General features: G+C 43.5%; 15 protein-coding genes and 3 tRNA genes. 12 read left to right on the top strand and 6 right to left on the bottom strand.

Translation table 11 applies throughout. From position 1 onward, the window contains the following. Positions 1–2 precede the first annotated feature (2 nt). Entirely contained in the window at positions 3–488 is a 486-nt protein-coding gene (locus tag G8O23_RS08610; RefSeq protein WP_166363801.1) for a hypothetical protein, read from the top strand. Here G8O23_RS08610 and G8O23_RS08605 read toward each other — a convergent pair. Continuing rightward, positions 485–1249, bottom strand: a complete 765-nt coding sequence (locus tag G8O23_RS08605; protein WP_166363799.1) for a hypothetical protein — start codon at positions 1247–1249, stop codon at positions 485–487. The two genes, G8O23_RS08610 and G8O23_RS08605, sit on opposite strands and share 4 nt — an antisense overlap. Before the next feature lie 108 nt (positions 1250–1357). Between G8O23_RS08605 and G8O23_RS08600 the strand changes: the two genes are divergently transcribed. After that, entirely contained in the window at positions 1358–1861 is a 504-nt protein-coding gene (locus tag G8O23_RS08600) for an LPP20 family lipoprotein (RefSeq protein WP_166363797.1), read from the top strand. A gap of 84 nt (positions 1862–1945) precedes the next feature. Here the strand turns inward: G8O23_RS08600 and G8O23_RS08595 are convergent, their stop codons facing one another. Further along, on the bottom strand, positions 1946–3292 hold the full coding sequence (locus tag G8O23_RS08595; RefSeq protein ID WP_166363795.1) for a phosphomannomutase/phosphoglucomutase: 1347 nt from the start codon (positions 3290–3292) through the stop codon (positions 1946–1948). Between the two features lie 339 nt (positions 3293–3631). Between G8O23_RS08595 and accC the strand changes: the two genes are divergently transcribed. The 5 genes from accC (at position 3632) to G8O23_RS08570 (ending at position 7578) form a co-directional block, all read left to right on the top strand. After that, a complete protein-coding gene (gene accC, locus G8O23_RS08590) occupies positions 3632–5146 on the top strand; it encodes an acetyl-CoA carboxylase biotin carboxylase subunit (protein WP_166363793.1) in 1515 nt (504 codons plus the stop codon). 2 nt (positions 5147–5148) lie between these two features. Beyond that, entirely contained in the window at positions 5149–5658 is a 510-nt protein-coding gene (locus G8O23_RS08585; RefSeq protein ID WP_166363791.1) for a biotin/lipoyl-containing protein, read from the top strand. An 11-nt stretch (positions 5659–5669) separates the two neighbouring features. Then, a complete protein-coding gene (locus tag G8O23_RS08580; RefSeq protein ID WP_166363789.1) occupies positions 5670–7211 on the top strand; it encodes an acyl-CoA carboxylase subunit beta in 1542 nt (513 codons plus the stop codon). Between the two features lie 144 nt (positions 7212–7355). Beyond that, a tRNA-Gly gene (locus tag G8O23_RS08575) sits at positions 7356–7428 on the top strand. A gap of 62 nt (positions 7429–7490) precedes the next feature. Next, positions 7491–7578: transfer RNA gene (locus G8O23_RS08570), tRNA-Leu, on the top strand. Between the two features lie 146 nt (positions 7579–7724). Here the strand turns inward: G8O23_RS08570 and G8O23_RS08565 are convergent. From G8O23_RS08565 to G8O23_RS08550, 4 genes are all read right to left on the bottom strand, one after another. Continuing rightward, positions 7725–8222: an RNA polymerase sigma factor gene (locus tag G8O23_RS08565; RefSeq protein ID WP_166363787.1), complete on the bottom strand. Its 498-nt coding sequence runs from the start codon at positions 8220–8222 to the stop codon at positions 7725–7727. Positions 8223–8543: 321 nt separating this feature from the next. Beyond that, positions 8544–9419, bottom strand: a complete 876-nt coding sequence (locus G8O23_RS08560; protein ID WP_166363785.1) for a MerR family transcriptional regulator — start codon at positions 9417–9419, stop codon at positions 8544–8546. A 79-nt stretch (positions 9420–9498) separates the two neighbouring features. Continuing rightward, complete coding sequence (locus G8O23_RS08555) at positions 9499–10146, bottom strand: O-methyltransferase (protein WP_166363783.1); 648 nt, start codon at positions 10144–10146, stop codon at positions 9499–9501. After that, positions 10146–11366, bottom strand: coding sequence for a M16 family metallopeptidase (locus G8O23_RS08550; RefSeq protein WP_166363781.1), 1221 nt, complete (start codon positions 11364–11366; stop codon positions 10146–10148). Before G8O23_RS08550 ends, G8O23_RS08555 begins: the two co-directional genes overlap by 1 nt. A 255-nt stretch (positions 11367–11621) precedes the next feature. Here G8O23_RS08550 and G8O23_RS08545 point away from each other — a divergent pair. The 5 genes from G8O23_RS08545 to pyrF all read left to right on the top strand — a co-directional run bounded on the left by G8O23_RS08545 (position 11622) and on the right by pyrF (position 15045). Beyond that, positions 11622–11694: transfer RNA gene (locus tag G8O23_RS08545), tRNA-Phe, on the top strand. A 124-nt stretch (positions 11695–11818) separates the two neighbouring features. Then, positions 11819–12412, top strand: coding sequence for a hypothetical protein (locus tag G8O23_RS08540; RefSeq protein WP_166363779.1), 594 nt, complete (start codon positions 11819–11821; stop codon positions 12410–12412). Positions 12413–12550: 138 nt separating this feature from the next. Continuing rightward, positions 12551–12862 carry a hypothetical protein gene (locus tag G8O23_RS08535; protein ID WP_166363777.1) on the top strand — a complete coding sequence of 104 codons (312 nt, stop codon included), beginning with the start codon at positions 12551–12553 and terminating at the stop codon, positions 12860–12862. A 220-nt stretch (positions 12863–13082) separates the two neighbouring features. Continuing rightward, complete coding sequence (gene prfA / locus G8O23_RS08530) at positions 13083–14168, top strand: peptide chain release factor 1 (RefSeq protein WP_166363775.1); 1086 nt, start codon at positions 13083–13085, stop codon at positions 14166–14168. Between the two features lie 43 nt (positions 14169–14211). Then, on the top strand, positions 14212–15045 hold the full coding sequence (pyrF, locus tag G8O23_RS08525) for an orotidine-5'-phosphate decarboxylase (RefSeq protein WP_166363773.1): 834 nt from the start codon (positions 14212–14214) through the stop codon (positions 15043–15045). Positions 15046–15278 lie beyond the last annotated feature (233 nt).

Here is a 15278-nt window from a genome sequence, read left to right as displayed (position 1 = left end):
CCATGGAACCCTTCAATATTAACCTAAACCAAACAACCGAAACTGGCAACAGGTATAAAAAGTTTTTGGTAATCCTCATGGTCCTATTCTTTGCCGCTGCAATTTTATCGTTCCTAATTCTTAATCAGCAAAACGATCCCAGAGAATGGATTTTTCTTGCTTTTGGTATCTACGGATTAGGCTTTATCTACTTTGCATACGCAGGTCGTAAAGCCAAAATTTATTTTAAAGCCGATGATTTTGCCATTGAGTACCAATTTGGATTCTTTCTGAAAACACCCACTAGCATCATGTGGGACGTGATTAAGAAGGTTCGAATAGGGCCAACGTACATTACCTTCTCAAAAAAATCGGGTAAAGGTAAAAAGGTACAGCTGGGCTGGCTGCCCTACGCTAAAGTTATTGAGATTAAAAGTAAGGTTAGCACATACGCACAAGGCAAAGGAATAGAGCTGGAAGTTGCCGAGTTTAGCAAGGAAACTAGCTAGCGAAAAAGCCTTGACCAAAGGCTCTGCCTTGGCCTATGGGCACGGGTTGTAAATGTGGGACACCCTGGCTCCCCCTTCCGCCTAGTTGCTGGGGGTATGTACTGCTTCATATCCCGATTATAAACACTGCTTGGGTATAGAATCGATTTCAGATGCTCATTGTCAATGTCTTCACTGTCCACAGCATTTGCTGCAAGCAGATTTGCTTTGGGGAGATAAAGTATAGGTAAACGTACCGAAACATCAGTAATTATACTCAAAGCTTTGGGCAGCGAATGTTTGTACCTTATAACAACACCGTGGAATAGACTTTGCGCTTGCAGCTCATTGGTACAGCTGGTCTGCTTTACCAAGCGCCATTGCACCTGGGGTGAGTTAAGGCTAGAATCAAGACCTATCAGCTCCTTTATCCTATTTGCCATAAGTTCATAGTAATTGGTTCTCCAGTCCTCCTTACTAATTGGATAATGAGTGTAAACAATATCTACCTCAATAGGAACTTTACTACTCTCGGACAAAGGCAAGCTGGCGCTTGACTCCAAAGCATACAATGCGTAGCCATTGGCCAAAGTAATTGTCCGAATCTCCTCAGGTTTGTACTTATCAATATAAACCGTTGGAATATTAGTATCCAGCCATTTCGAGTTCTCTATGGGATGCTCTAGCTTATCAACAGCAAACAACAACTCTTTTTCAACCTGAGCCAACGATGGGGTAATAGTGAAAAGTAAAAAGGTAATAGTTGAAAAAAAATTATGCATAAACCACATATCAGCTGTTTGTGTAACACAAAAATAGCAATCTTATTACATAAAGCCTACTGGCACGAATTATGTATAACATCACCAGTATCATTAAAAAGACAAGCCATGAAACGGATTATTGCACTAGTAATTGTAGCGTTGCCCATACTTGCTTACAGCCAACTATTTGGACAACGAACTCCGGATTGGGTAAAAAATCCGCCCAAATCGGGAGGTAGTTTTTATGCTGTTGGTGAGGGGTCATCGTCAACCCCTGATGTGGCTGAACGTAAGGCTAGGCTTAATGCCAGTGTTGCTTTGGCCAAACAAGTTGAGCCAACAATAGAAACCCAAACCACCCGCCTCCAAAGTGTTGTACGTAACAACAAGGTGCTAAAGGAAAGGGTTCAGGTTATACGAGAATCGGTTGTGGCAAACCTGCATGACACGCGAGTAATTGAGAAGCATACAGCAGAGAGGAATGGGACGCATACCGTATATCTGCTAGTTGAGATGCCAAAGAAGAATATATCACAATCCTTTGTCGACCAGATAAAGAATGACAAGGAGCTTTACCAAGCGGTGGCCAAATCGAAAGCCTACAAGGAGCTATTGGCCAGCGCCCAGTAATACCTAACGAAACAGATAAGGCTGCAAACAAATGATTTTGTTTGCAGCCTTCATCATATCAATCCTATCAATTGCTATAGCGTACTACGATAGACCTTTGACAATCTCCTTTACCTTTGCAACCTTCTCGTCCAGCATATCCTGAGTTTTTGCCTCGGCAATAAACCTAAGGTACGGCTCGGTGTTCGATGGTCGAATGTTGAACCACCAATCGGGGAACTCCACCCTGTAGCCATCAAAATCGAACGAGGCGGTGGGTTCTTCAAGCGATGTGAAATGATCACGAACTGCATCCATAGCATCCTTCTTTCGCTCGATGCGGAAATTGATCTCACCTGAGTTGGCATAGGTTTCAATTCGCGAGATTAGCTGCGACAATGTGTACCCCTCTTTTTTAAACTTGGCAATAACATCAAGTATAAGAAGGCTCGCCATTAGGCCAGAGTCGGAGTAGTAAAAGTCGCGGAAGTAGTAATGGCCTGCCAGCTCGCCACCATATATACCTCCAATTTCGCGCAGCTTGTGAGCAGCAAATGCCCTTCCTACTCTCCAGGTGCGCATCTCGCCTCCTAGCGGTTTAAGGTACTCGCCCACTGCTTTGGAGGTTCTAATATCCTGCAACACTAACCCCTTTTCGCCCTTCTCCTCAAGGAAATAGTGTCCAAGCAAGGCTATCATCAAGTCAGGGGAGATAAACCTGCCGTTCTCATCAACAAACATCACCCGGTCGGCATCGCCATCAAAAATTACCCCAATATCGCACTTTTCGCTTTTTACAAGGTTTTGTAAATCCACCACATTTTCGGGCACTAAAGGATTGGCCTCATGGTTTGGGAATGTCCCATCGAGCTCATCGTATATGTAAACTGGTGCATCACCCAGTAACTCCTTAATTAGCAATGCGGCCATACCGTTAGAGCAATCTATTCCAATACGCAAATTGCTGTAATCGGCAACATACTTTCTCAAAAACGATAAGTACTCGCCCCTAACATCAAGCTTTTTAATCTCGCCTGGCGTTTGCGACTTAACGATGGGCGCACCCTCCTTAATTCGCTGCTCAATTTGCTTAAGTCCAGTGTCGTAACCTACGGGCAAGGCATTCTCGCGCGATACCTTCATGCCGTTATACTCCTTGGAGTTATGCGAAGCCGTTATTTGAACCGATGCATTAAACTCATACTTGGCCGTAGAGTAGTACACCATGGGTGTAGTAGCCAAGCCAACGTCGTACACGTCGGCACCCGCATCGGTAATGCCTTTGGCTAGATATCCGAAAATTTCATCGGATGAAACCCGCGCATCGCGGCCAACCAACACCTTTTTGGTGCTAAGTAGTTCTACCAAAAAGTATCCAATCTTGTAGGCATCGTCCTTGTTAAAATCCTTATTGTAAATGCCCCTAATGTCGTATGCATGAAATGCTCCCATAATCATTAATTTTTCCCAAAAGTAGAAATTTTTAACCCTTTTATCAACCACCTAAACCAAAGCCAGAGGCAAATTGTTTACAATATTTGAGATGCTAATTAAATGAACTAAGAAGATGAAATCATTAATATCTATAAAATACCATTTTGAGTAGTTTTTTTTATTCATCTAATTTTCTGATTAAACGATCGTTAAACACATTCTGTATGCTGCCCAGCATTAAATTTATACTTTTATATGCCGTACAACATATTTACTGTTTATATTTGCCACGAGATAACAAACATCTTTTGATTGTTTTGTTGGGAAACAAATCAAAATAATGCTAAGGGACTAATTATGATTAAAAAGATTTTGATTGCCAATAGAGGCGAAATTGCTGTGCGCATAATTCGCTCATGCAGGGAGTTAGGTATTCGTTCTGTTGCTGTGTTCTCTGATGCTGACCGTGCTGCAATGCATGTTCGATACGCCAGCGAGGCTTACTACATAGGCCCATCGCCATCGCGTGAAAGTTACCTTTTTGCCGAAAAGATTATTCAGGTTGCATTGCAAGCCAAAGTGGATGCTATTCATCCGGGGTACGGTTTTCTGTCGGAGAACGCTGATTTTGCACGTAGGTGCAGTGAGGTGGGCATAAAATTTATTGGCCCATCGAGTGAGGCCATTACCCAAATGGGCGACAAAATTACTGCTCGGCAAACCATGATAGCTGCAGGTGTGCCTGTGGTTCCCGGAACACAGAAAAGCGTAACAAACCCCAATGACATTAAAAAGATAGTTGAGGAGATAGGCCTTCCTGTAATGATAAAAGCATCGGCAGGTGGCGGTGGCAAAGGGATGCGCCTGGTCCGAGATCAAAGGGAGTTGTTCTCTGCTGTAAAAATGGCACAATCCGAAGCCATGTCGTCGTTTGGCAACGATACCGTTTACATCGAGAAGTACATCGAATCGCCACACCACATCGAATTTCAAATCCTTGCCGATAAGCAAGGGAACACTGTGCACCTTTTTGAGCGGGAGTGCTCTGTTCAGCGTCGCCATCAAAAGGTGGTGGAGGAAACGCCATCACCGTTCATTACCCCCGAGCTCCGAGAGCAAATGGGCGAAGCCGCAATTGCTGCTGCAAAAGCCGTGAATTACGAGGGCGCAGGTACTATCGAATTCCTTGTGGATGCCAATCGGAATTTCTACTTCCTTGAGATGAATACGCGTTTGCAGGTTGAACACCCCATCACCGAAAGAACAACCGGAATTGATATTGTAAAAGAGCAAATAAACATTGCGTCGGGTGAGCCACTGTCGTTTAAACAAGAGGAAGTATTCCAGTTTGGCCACTCCATCGAGTGCCGTATATCGGCGGAGGATCCATTCAATAATTTTATGCCAAGCCCTGGCGTTGTTCGGCACATCAGCGAGCCTAACGGTCTGGGTATAAGAACCGATGGATATGTATACGAAGGATACGAAATTCCTATGCACTACGACCCCATGATTAGCAAGGTTATTACCTGGGGCAGAACTCGTGCCGAGGCCATCGATAGAATGCGAAGAGCCCTTTATGAGTATAAGATTACAGGCGTTAAAACGTCAACAAAATTCCTTGAACGAATTATGATGAATAAGAATTTCAGGGATGGAAAATACGATACTCATTTTATTGAAAAGCATAGCGAGGAGCTGCTTACCCCTTGTGCCAACGAAAAAACTGTTAGTGTCGATATGGCCATAATTGCCACCTACATTGACTATACCAATAAAATGGAAAAGGCCGCAATGGGCGACTTTACCCTAACGCGTACAAACGACAAATGGAAGGAGTACGCACTAAAAAAATCAGTTCAAAGGATTTAGCCATGGCAATAGATATTAAAATTGGTGATCGCGAGGCGAATGTCCGTCTTGTTAAAAAGGATGGCTCAAAGGCTACAATTGATGTGGATGGCATTGCATATGAGGTTGACATCGTTATGGTCGAAGAGGGTGTGTACTCGATCCTACACAACGGAAAATCGTACAGCGTAGAGATGATCCCGGGCAATGGCCCCAAAAACTACTTTGTGAACACCTACTCATCAGCCTATGAGGTTGAAATTATTGATGCGCAAAGCCGATACCAAAAGAGCAGGAATAAGGATAGCATAGAATCCACCGAAAAGATAATCACCACCCCAATGCCCGGTAAGGTTGTCCGTATTCCTGTGTCTGAAGGGCAAAGGGTTACCAAGGGTGATACCCTTATTGTTATATCGGCCATGAAAATGGAAAGCGACTACAACGCAACCCTGGATGGTATTGTTAAAAAGATACACGTTAACGAAGGTGACTCCGTGGCCAACAACCAACCACTTATCGAACTAGAATAACCTAAAGAAATATGGATAGCTTAGAAAAAAAGTACTCCCTGTTTGAGCAGAAAGTAAAACAAGCCGAGCAAGGAGCAGGCGAAGAACGTATTGCCAAACAGCATGCTGCAGGGAAACAGAGTGCCCGCGAGCGCATAGCTGAGCTTTTAGACCCAAATACATTTAATGAATTTGATAAGCTGGTTACCCACCGATCGTATGAGTTTGGGCTGGAAAAAACAAGGATTCCAGGCGATGGAGTTATAACTGGGTATGGGAAGATAGATGGCCAGCTGGTTTACGTTTATGCCTACGACTTTACCATTTTGGGTGGCACGCTTAGCCGAGCGAATGCCGATAAGATTATCAAATTGCAAAATATGGCAATTAAAACCGGCACTCCCATCATTGGTCTCAACGACTCGGGAGGCGCACGAATTCAAGAGGGTGTGCAAAGTTTGGCCGGTTATGCCGAGATTTTCTACAACAACGTGAGAAGCTCTGGGGTAATTCCTCAAATTACCTGTGTTATGGGTCCCTGTGCCGGTGGAGCGGTATACTCCCCAGCCCTAAACGACTTTATCATCATGGTGAAAGACACCAGCTACATGTTTGTAACGGGTCCCGATGTGATAAAAGCTGTAACCCATGAAGATGTGACCAAAGAGGAACTTGGGGGAGCAACCACCCACAACGCCAAAAGCGGAGTTGCGCATTTTATGGCCGATAACGAGGAGCAAGCATTGATGCTGATTCGCGAGCTTATGGGTTTTATCCCAGCCAATAATATGGAGCATGCCCCCGAGTACCCAACAACCGATGACCCATTTAGGGAGGATGAGTCGCTTCAAACTATTGTCCCAGCCGATCCCAATAAGCCTTATGACATCAAAGATCTACTGCTTGTTGTACTCGATGACAAAAACTTCCTCGAGGTACAAGCACACTTTGCAAAGAACATTGTGGTGGGATTTGGCCGGCTGGCAGGCCAAACTGTGGGTATAGTAGCCAATCAACCTGCTTACCTAGCAGGTGTGCTCGATATTGACTCCTCGGTTAAGGCTGCCAGATTTATTCGATTCTGCGATGCATTCAATATTCCGCTAATTACTTATGTTGATGTCCCAGGATTTTTACCAGGAGTCAATCAGGAGGAAAATGGCATAATCAAACATGGGGCAAAGCTTCTTTATGCATACGCCGAAGCAACAGTACCTAAAATAACAGTAATTACTCGAAAAGCATATGGTGGAGCATACTGCGTTATGTCGAGCAAGCAGGTGGGTGCCGATGTAAACTTCGCCTACCCCACCGCCGAAATAGCCGTAATGGGTCCCGAGGGGGCGGTTAACATTATCCATAGGCACAGCATAAGTAACGAAACCGATCGTCAAAATCTCATTGACGAGTACCGCGAAACGCTGGCCAACCCATACAAAGCAGCAGAGCTAGGGTATATCGACGAAATTATCTATCCTAAGCAAACTAGAGCTAAACTAGTTCAAGCCTTGGAACTTACGCAAAATAAGAGCCAGCAACAGCCTGCGCGAAAGCACGGGAACATTGTGTTATAAAAGGATGTTAATCAGCAAAAAAGGATTTTTTTGTTCGTTTGGTTAAAAAAAACCTCATTTTTTTTGGTTGGTTTGGCTAAATACAATATTTTTGCATTCGCAATTGAGGGGATGGTTAGTGAAGTGTAGAAAAATTGACATACTGCGGAAATAGCTCAGTTGGTAGAGCACAACCTTGCCAAGGTTGGGGTCGCGAGTTCGAGTCTCGTTTTCCGCTCAACAGATTTAAAGCGGATACAGTCCGCTTTTTTTCTATCAACACTTTTCTTTTCGTAATGGGCCCGGATGGTGGAATTGGTAGACACGCAGGACTTAAAATCCTGTAGCCATTGCGGCTGTGCCGGTTCGACCCCGGCTCCGGGTACCAAAACCAAAGCCTGACCACTCGTCAGGCTTTTTGTATTAGCACACTCCACATCGAAAAAATAAAACGGGGCTATCCGTTTCCGAATCGCCCCGCTGCTGCTAACAAATCTAACTTGTTGTAAACACCTAAACTAAAACATGGAAAAACTATTGATAATCGGGTAATGCATTCATAAGCTTCTGGCGCGAGAAAAAGATTCGACTCTTTACTGTGCCAATCTTAAGGTTAAGCTTATCGGCAATCTCCTTGTACTTATACCCTGAGGTGTGCATCTGGAATGGGATGCGGAAATCGTCGTCGAGCTCGTTCACCTTTTGGTTTATCTCGCTATGCGAGAAGGTCGACTCAGGGCCCTCATCGAAGGTGCGCCCATTAACCAGATACTGGTTATCGCTCGAATCGAAAGTGGTGCGCTGCTTAACTGCCTTGCGGTAGTTGTTAATAAAGGTATTCTTCATTATGGTGAAGGTCCATGCCTTTATGTTCGTATTATCTTCAAACTTATCCTTATAGGTTAAGGCCTTAAGATAAGTCTCCTGAAGTAGGTCGCGAGCATCCTCAGGATTTGCAGTTAAACTATAGGCAAATCTTTCAAGATTTGGCTCAAGCTCAATAAGTGCTGTGTTGAATTCTGCTGTTGACATAATGATATGGTTTAAGTTTTATTTTTAATCAGTCTAAATAAATGTCTATGCAAATATACGACAGGATTAAACAAAACCAAATCGAAACCACTCCAAACAGCCTGATATCTATGTGTATTCTAAATAAAAAGATAAAGGTATAGACTGATCTGTCTATGCTTGACGGAATCTTGTCTAAATTAATTCTAAATAAATGTTTTGTGGTAAAAAATACAAAGATAAACAGTGACAACTGTTTATCAGACCGTTAGAAAAACAGCTGACAGAATAGAGAGTTAATTACTGACCTTCAGTGTATTACCTAAACAATAAAGCGCTTCACTACTTTACCTGCTTAATTAAAAGTTGTGTAAACTGATTGGCCGACGATACCTTTAGCACTCCCTTGGGCAGCTCCAGTTCTCCCTCCTCTACTAAGTGGCCTGTAACAATTAGTGTAGCCTTTGGCAGCTCGTTTTTGAGCTTTTCGAAGTGCTTAGCAAAAACATCCTTGGGCATAGAAACGGTAAACGAGGCGAAAAGTACGTTGATATCTTGCTTAGACGCGACCTTTATCACATCATCAACAGGTACTGTTTGCCCCAAATAGGTTGTGCTGTAGCCCCTTGACAGGGCTAAATAGTTGAAATACAACAGACCTATTTCATGCAGCTCGCCCTCGGGCAGGTAGAAAAGGATCCGGCTCTCGTGTGATGTCTTCACATCCAAATCGAGTGTAGCCTTTATTATAGCGTTTCGAAGTATGTTTGAGGTAAAATGCTCCTGAGCAGGGACAATGCCTCCCGACTGCCAAAGCAGCCCCATCCGTTTCTGAAAGGGCACCAAGAGGTTTTCATATGTCCACTCGAAGCCTCGCTCACGAATAAACTCATTCAGCTTCCCCACAAAGGAATCTTCATCCATATTAATGGCAGCAGTGAGCAAACTTTCGGGAACTGGAGGCGGGCCAACATATTTATTACCCTGATTTATTATGGTCGACATCTCGTCCTGCGACATCCTAGAGATGCGGCTAATCTTGTAACCTACGCTTAAAAGCATCTTAATATTAAGGGCCAGCCTCAGATCGTCCTCGGAGTATCTTCGGATATTAGTATCGGTTCGTTCTGGGGAAAACATACTATATCGCTTCTCCCAAACCCTTATGGTATGTGGCTTTATGCCGGTAAGAACATAGAGCTGCTTAATGCTATACATAATCATTTTGCGTTGTTAGTAATGTTTAAACAACTGATTGGTAAATTGGTTCATTACCCCAGATGAACAGAATTATGGGTTACAGCTTACGAATTAGCATCAATCCATCACGCAAGGGTAATAAAACCTGCTCCAGGTTGTTGTCATCGGCAACCATATCATTAAAATCCATAACACCTTTAGTGTAAGCATCATCGGGTTCGTTTAGCAAAACCTTTCCTCCCCAAAGCACATTGTCGGCCAAAATGTACCCATTGGATTTTACCTTTGGTAATACCATCTCGAGGTATTGAGGGTACTGCCGCTTGTCTCCATCAATTAGGACCAGATCGAACACCTCGTCGAGTTGTGGAATAACATCTAATGCGCTGCCCTCATGCAGAGTTATCTTACCCTCAGCTCCTGCCCTACGAAAAAAATCCAGCGCTGTTTCACAAACCTCATCGTTAACCTCAATGGTGTGTAGCTGTCCTCCTTCGGCTAGCCCTTTGACCAAGCATAAAGCCGAGTAGCCCGTATATGTTCCAATCTCGAGTATTCTGTGGGGCTTAAGCATCCTACTTAGCATCTCAAGGAGTTTTCCTTGGATTGGACCGCTCAGCATACGTGGCTGCAAGCTAGTTAAGTGGGTATGTCTATTCAGTTCATACAGCACTTTATCCTCGGGAGTAGTATGCTTTAAGAGGTAGTCCTCCATGTCGTTGGAGTGATACAAACCGGTTTCCATTACTTGTAAATTAAGGTTGTTAAGCTCTCGGGCGAAAGAATTTCGTTGGCAACTCTGAGCAGATTATCAGTTGTAATAGCCTCTATTCGAGCATTGATGTCACTAAAACTTTCAACCGAATTGTAAAACATATAGCTCCGTGCAACGCTGAGCATAAGCGATTCATTATTCTCGGCTGCAATGGCCATTTGCCCTATTAGCTGCCTTTTAGCTTTGGCTAGCTGCTGGACGCCAAGCCTCTTCTCTCGAAGCACGCGCAGCTCAGTGTGCAGCATTTCGAGGGATTTATCAAAATTAGATTTATCGCTACCGAAATAAATGCTGAAAACCCCGGTGTCGGAGTAGGGTGTGTAAGACGACTCCACATTATAAGCGTAACCAGTACGCTCCCTAAGGGCCAGGTTTAGGCGTGAGTTCTGACCCGGCCCGCCAAGCACATTGTTCAGCAGGTACATGGCCACCCTGTTAGGGTCGTGCAAATCGTAGGCTCTGCACCCAACAATGCAATGCTGTTGATAGGTGCGCTTACGAACCTCTCTCACCAATGGTTGTGAGGGTTGAATATCAAGTCTAGTTACCTTACGAAGATTTGCTGATATTGAGCCAAAATAACGTTCAGCCAACTTCACTACCCTCGAAAAGGGGATGTTACCAATGGAGCAAAAAACCATTTGATCGGTATTGTAATTCCGCTCAATAAAGTTGAAAATATCATTCCGTGAAAAACGTTTTATGTACTTCTTTGAACCCAAAATATTTCTACCAAACGAGTGATTGGGGTAGAGTAACTCCTCAAAATCGTCGAATATTAACTCAGAGGGCGAGTCCTTATAGGAGTTTATCTCATCGAGCACAACATCCTTCTCCTTTACCAACTCCCTTTCGGGAAAAGTTGATCGGAAGAGAATGTCATATGTAAGCTCAATTGCCCTATGGTAATCCTCCTTTAAAAAAGTTGAGTGAATTACCGTCTCTTCCTTGGTTGTGTATGCATTCAACTCGCCCCCCACATCCTCGAGCCTACTATTTATATGGTATGCTTTACGACGTTTAGTCCCCTTAAACAGCACGTGCTCAATAAAATGCGCTAGCCCATGCTCATGCTCCATCTCGTCCCTAGTACCAGCATTCACCATCATACAACAGTACGCTACCGGCGAGTCGGTACGCCCATGTATTACTCTAATACCGTTTTGTAGCGTGTAATTGTCAAATGTCATTGGGTAAAAAATTTTGAACTGCAAACGTAGTGAATTACAACGATATGCCAAAGGGATATTTTTAACGGTACGTATCGTCGCTCATCTTTTAAACACCACTAAACGCACTAAGCTATATTGAATCAATCTAAATAACATCGTAGGGTAAGGCTAAGAAATCTGATAATCAAACGCGATGCTAAAAACAGCGAATATTTTTATACATAATATTTGCTGATAAAATAAATTTGCATACTTTTGCAACCGCAAAACGCTGGTGCCATAGCTCAGTTGGTAGAGCAACGGACTGAAAATCCGTGTGTCCCCGGTTCGATTCCTGGTGGCACCACCCTAAACCCCAACCTAAACGGTTGGGGTTTTTTTATTTAGCAGCAAATAAGGTATAGAGCAATACGAATTTAAATAGTATTGCGAAGAATAAGCTACAGTATTAACTCGCAAAAACCATTGATATGCTTAGTAAGCTGAAAAAGCAGCATTTTAAAAACAAAGAGGTGACCTGGCTGGCTATTTTTGCCATTATAATGATTCCTCTGGGAACTTACCTATTTGGCACTAAGGAATCGCCATTCTACTACACGCTAAGCATGATAGGGAACCGACTGGGATATAGACTTAACTTCATAATATGGGGCATTGTTACAGGATTGCTACTTACTTTTTTCATCATCAGGCTATTCGTGCTAAAGTCGTTTCACAACCAAAGGGCACGAAGACTTTTGGTTTGGGCGCTAGTGTTCCTGCTGTTAACTGTGCTCATCCCCTCCCTAGAGAGGCTACCTGTGCTTATGATTTTTCATATTCTAGTAGCAGCAGGGTTTGCCATCTCCCTCACCCTTTCACTGTATCTATTTATTAAGCACCTCTCCATTAGCGATCAAAAGGTATATCGTTGGTCTATTTTAATGTTTTATCTTGTGGTAGGAGGATCGCTATTAATGTTGTTCGTATTTGGAATGAATGGCATATTTGAGCTGTTCTTTTTCATTTCGCTTTCCATATTTTTAGGAGCATTAAATAGAAAACTTTTCAAAAATAGGGGGTGAATGCAACCCATAAGAGGCACAATTATTGATGAAATACAGGTGCAATTTCTAAAACACTTTGAAAATTGAATAATTTAGTTTTAATTTGATGTAGCATCCGCAAGTTGCCTTAATTTGCCCCTAAGATATTATAACAATATGAAAACAGCTAAACTTATCGCCGCTTCACTTTCCTTTATAATCCTTACCTCGTGCGGAGCACAACGAGTTAGCGTAGGTAACTACGACGCCACCGACTGTAGACCCAAACGACATACTAAGGGAAAAGATATTGCCCTTTTCTGGGAAATGGTTCCCCTTAGAACAACAGAGAAAATGATTAACCTAACGGATTACGAAAAGGTTGAGAAAAGAGATTTTTTTGACACGGTAATCTTTTACGGTACCGCCGGTATTTTCTCTATTAAAACCGTTAGAATTTACGTTAAGGACTGCGAAGAGAAACAGTAAATTACCCCCTACTTTCCAACTTCAAAAGGCTACCAAAGAACACAGCTCAAACGAAGCAAGCCTTATATCTTACCTTAAAGTGAGGTATTAGATTGCCTCGCACGTATCGCACACCCAAAAACTAGAGCCTATAATTATTTTCATTTCGATTAACTATGTATGACTGGCGTAAACAGAATTGGAATAAAAATTCTAACTTTGCACCAATTTTCAAAGGGATATGAGCGAAAACAACATACTATCGAAGTTAGAAGGGCTACGGCAAAAGTTTGAAGAGATTGGTCAGCAGATCACCGATCCTGCCGTGATGGCCGACATGAAGAGATACGTTAGCCTTAATAAGGAGTACCGCGAACTGGAGCCCATTGTAGAGGCATACGATAGGTACAAAAACATCCTAAGCAATATTCAATCATCCAAATCGTTGCTCAATACCGAGAAGGACGAGGAGATGCGCGAAATGGCCAAGATGGAAATTGAAAGCCTTGAGGATGAACAGGAACAGCTAGAAACTGACATTAAGCTTATGCTTGTGCCAGCCGACCCGCAGGATGGTAAGAATTCAGTACTTGAGATAAGGGCGGGAACTGGAGGCGATGAAGCCAGCATCTTTGCCGGCGATTTGTACCGTATGTACACCAAGTATATTGAACGTAAGGGTTGGAAGTACGAAGTGTCACACTTTTCGGAGGGTACCGTTGGGGGCTACAAAGAAGTGGTGCTAAACGTGAAGGGTAATGGTGTTTATGGCGTTCTAAAGTACGAATCGGGGGTTCACCGTGTACAGCGCGTACCGCAAACCGAAACCCAGGGCAGGGTTCACACATCAGCCGCAACGGTTGCCGTGCTTCCTGAGGCCGAGGAGTTTGATATCGATTTAAGAACCGAGGACATTCGCAAGGATACGTTTTGTGCATCGGGGCCGGGTGGTCAGAGTGTTAACACAACATACTCGGCCATTCGCCTTACGCACATCCCATCGGGTATTGTAGTACAATGTCAGGATCAAAAATCGCAGCTTAAGAACTACGATAAGGCCTTAGCAGAGCTAAGAACCCGCCTATACAATCTTGAGTACCAAAAGTATCTCGACGAAATTTCATCGAAGCGGAAAACTATGGTTTCAACTGGCGATCGCTCTGCAAAAATAAGAACTTACAACTACCCGCAGGGTAGGGTAACCGACCATAGAATTAACCTTACGCTCTATAACCTCTCGGCAATAATTGACGGCGAAATTGATGAGATAATTGAAAAGTTGCAGATGGCCGAGAATGCTGAAAGGCTTAAAATGAGCGACGTATAAACATAGCTAACGGATTAAGGAAAAACTCAACTAGCGGAAAATTATGGATGCAACGCAACTGTTTGAGCAAATAAAGCTAAAGAAAAGTTTTTTATGCGTTGGGCTTGACACCGACCTTAATCGCATTCCTGAGTTTCTCCTTTCAAAAGAAGATCCCATTTTTGAGTTTAACAAGGCAATAATTGATGCTACCGCTGAATTTGCCGTGGCCTATAAGCCAAACCTTGCTTTTTATGAGCAGTATGGGGCAACCGGATGGACAAGCCTTCAGAAAACCGTAAAATATATCCGTACCAAACATCCCAATATCTTTACCATTGCAGATGCAAAGCGGGGCGATATTTCCAACACCTCACGGATGTACGCCCGCACATTCTTTAATCATCTCGATTTTCACGCCATCACCCTGTCGCCCTATATGGGTCACGATACGGTAGAGCCTTTCCTTGCCTTCGAGGGTAAATGGGTTATACTCCTTTCGCTTACTTCAAACAGCAGCTTCGACGATTTTCAGCTAATTGAGAATGCCAAAAGCGGAAAACGCTTGTACCAAGAAGTGCTAAGCAAGTCGATGCTATGGGGCAACGAGAACAATATGATGTATGTGGTGGGAGCCACGCGTGCCGAAATGCTGAAAGAGATTAGAAAAATTGCACCTGACCACTTTTTGCTGGTTCCCGGAGTTGGCGAGCAAGGCGGAAGCCTTGCCGATGTGGCCAAGTATGGCATGAATAGTCAGTGTGGCCTACTGGTAAACTCGGCCCGAGGAATTCTTTACACCGACCAATCGATGCGTTTTGCTGGCGCAGCTCGCGCCAAAGCCATGCTACTTCAGAAAGAGATGGAAGGACTGCTGAAAGAGGTTGGGCTGATCTAGTTCATCTCTCGGCATACCTATATTTTTATACAGAGCCATCCTGCAACCAGCCTGACTAAGTACTATCACTTAGAAGAAAATAGACATTGTGGGCTATTTCACAGCCTATTGGTCTACCCTATCTTTGTATCAGGTTGTTTTAACCCTAAATAACCAAGCATTTTTTTTACAATTTTATTATTTATTTTTACCAACGGACAAACGACCGATGGTGACTGTTATACCGAAGGTTC

Origin of the sequence: Perlabentimonas gracilis (assembly GCF_011174675.1) — a bacterium.
GTDB classification, from domain to species: domain Bacteria; phylum Bacteroidota; class Bacteroidia; order Bacteroidales; family Tenuifilaceae; genus Perlabentimonas; species Perlabentimonas gracilis.
This window is presented reverse-complemented; position numbering and strand designations above follow the sequence as displayed.

What these genes read in the sequence shown, in the direction of transcription:
- accC (WP_166363793.1), top strand. Translation starts at nt 3,632, where the DNA reads ATGATTAAAAAGATTTTGATTGCCAATAGAGGCGAAATTGCTGTGCGC.
- G8O23_RS08605 (WP_166363799.1), bottom strand. Translation starts at nt 1,249, where the DNA reads ATGCATAATTTTTTTTCAACTATTACCTTTTTACTTTTCACTATTACC.
- G8O23_RS08535 (WP_166363777.1), top strand. Translation starts at nt 12,551, where the DNA reads ATGAAAACAGCTAAACTTATCGCCGCTTCACTTTCCTTTATAATCCTT.
- G8O23_RS08600 (WP_166363797.1), top strand. Translation starts at nt 1,358, where the DNA reads ATGAAACGGATTATTGCACTAGTAATTGTAGCGTTGCCCATACTTGCT.
- G8O23_RS08580 (WP_166363789.1), top strand. Translation starts at nt 5,670, where the DNA reads ATGGATAGCTTAGAAAAAAAGTACTCCCTGTTTGAGCAGAAAGTAAAA.
- G8O23_RS08540 (WP_166363779.1), top strand. Translation starts at nt 11,819, where the DNA reads ATGCTTAGTAAGCTGAAAAAGCAGCATTTTAAAAACAAAGAGGTGACC.
- G8O23_RS08560 (WP_166363785.1), bottom strand. Translation starts at nt 9,419, where the DNA reads ATGTATAGCATTAAGCAGCTCTATGTTCTTACCGGCATAAAGCCACAT.
- G8O23_RS08550 (WP_166363781.1), bottom strand. Translation starts at nt 11,366, where the DNA reads ATGACATTTGACAATTACACGCTACAAAACGGTATTAGAGTAATACAT.
- G8O23_RS08595 (WP_166363795.1), bottom strand. Translation starts at nt 3,292, where the DNA reads ATGGGAGCATTTCATGCATACGACATTAGGGGCATTTACAATAAGGAT.
- G8O23_RS08585 (WP_166363791.1), top strand. Translation starts at nt 5,149, where the DNA reads ATGGCAATAGATATTAAAATTGGTGATCGCGAGGCGAATGTCCGTCTT.
- G8O23_RS08565 (WP_166363787.1), bottom strand. Translation starts at nt 8,222, where the DNA reads ATGTCAACAGCAGAATTCAACACAGCACTTATTGAGCTTGAGCCAAAT.
- prfA (WP_166363775.1), top strand. Translation starts at nt 13,083, where the DNA reads ATGAGCGAAAACAACATACTATCGAAGTTAGAAGGGCTACGGCAAAAG.
- G8O23_RS08610 (WP_166363801.1), top strand. Translation starts at nt 3, where the DNA reads ATGGAACCCTTCAATATTAACCTAAACCAAACAACCGAAACTGGCAAC.
- pyrF (WP_166363773.1), top strand. Translation starts at nt 14,212, where the DNA reads ATGGATGCAACGCAACTGTTTGAGCAAATAAAGCTAAAGAAAAGTTTT.
- G8O23_RS08555 (WP_166363783.1), bottom strand. Translation starts at nt 10,146, where the DNA reads ATGGAAACCGGTTTGTATCACTCCAACGACATGGAGGACTACCTCTTA.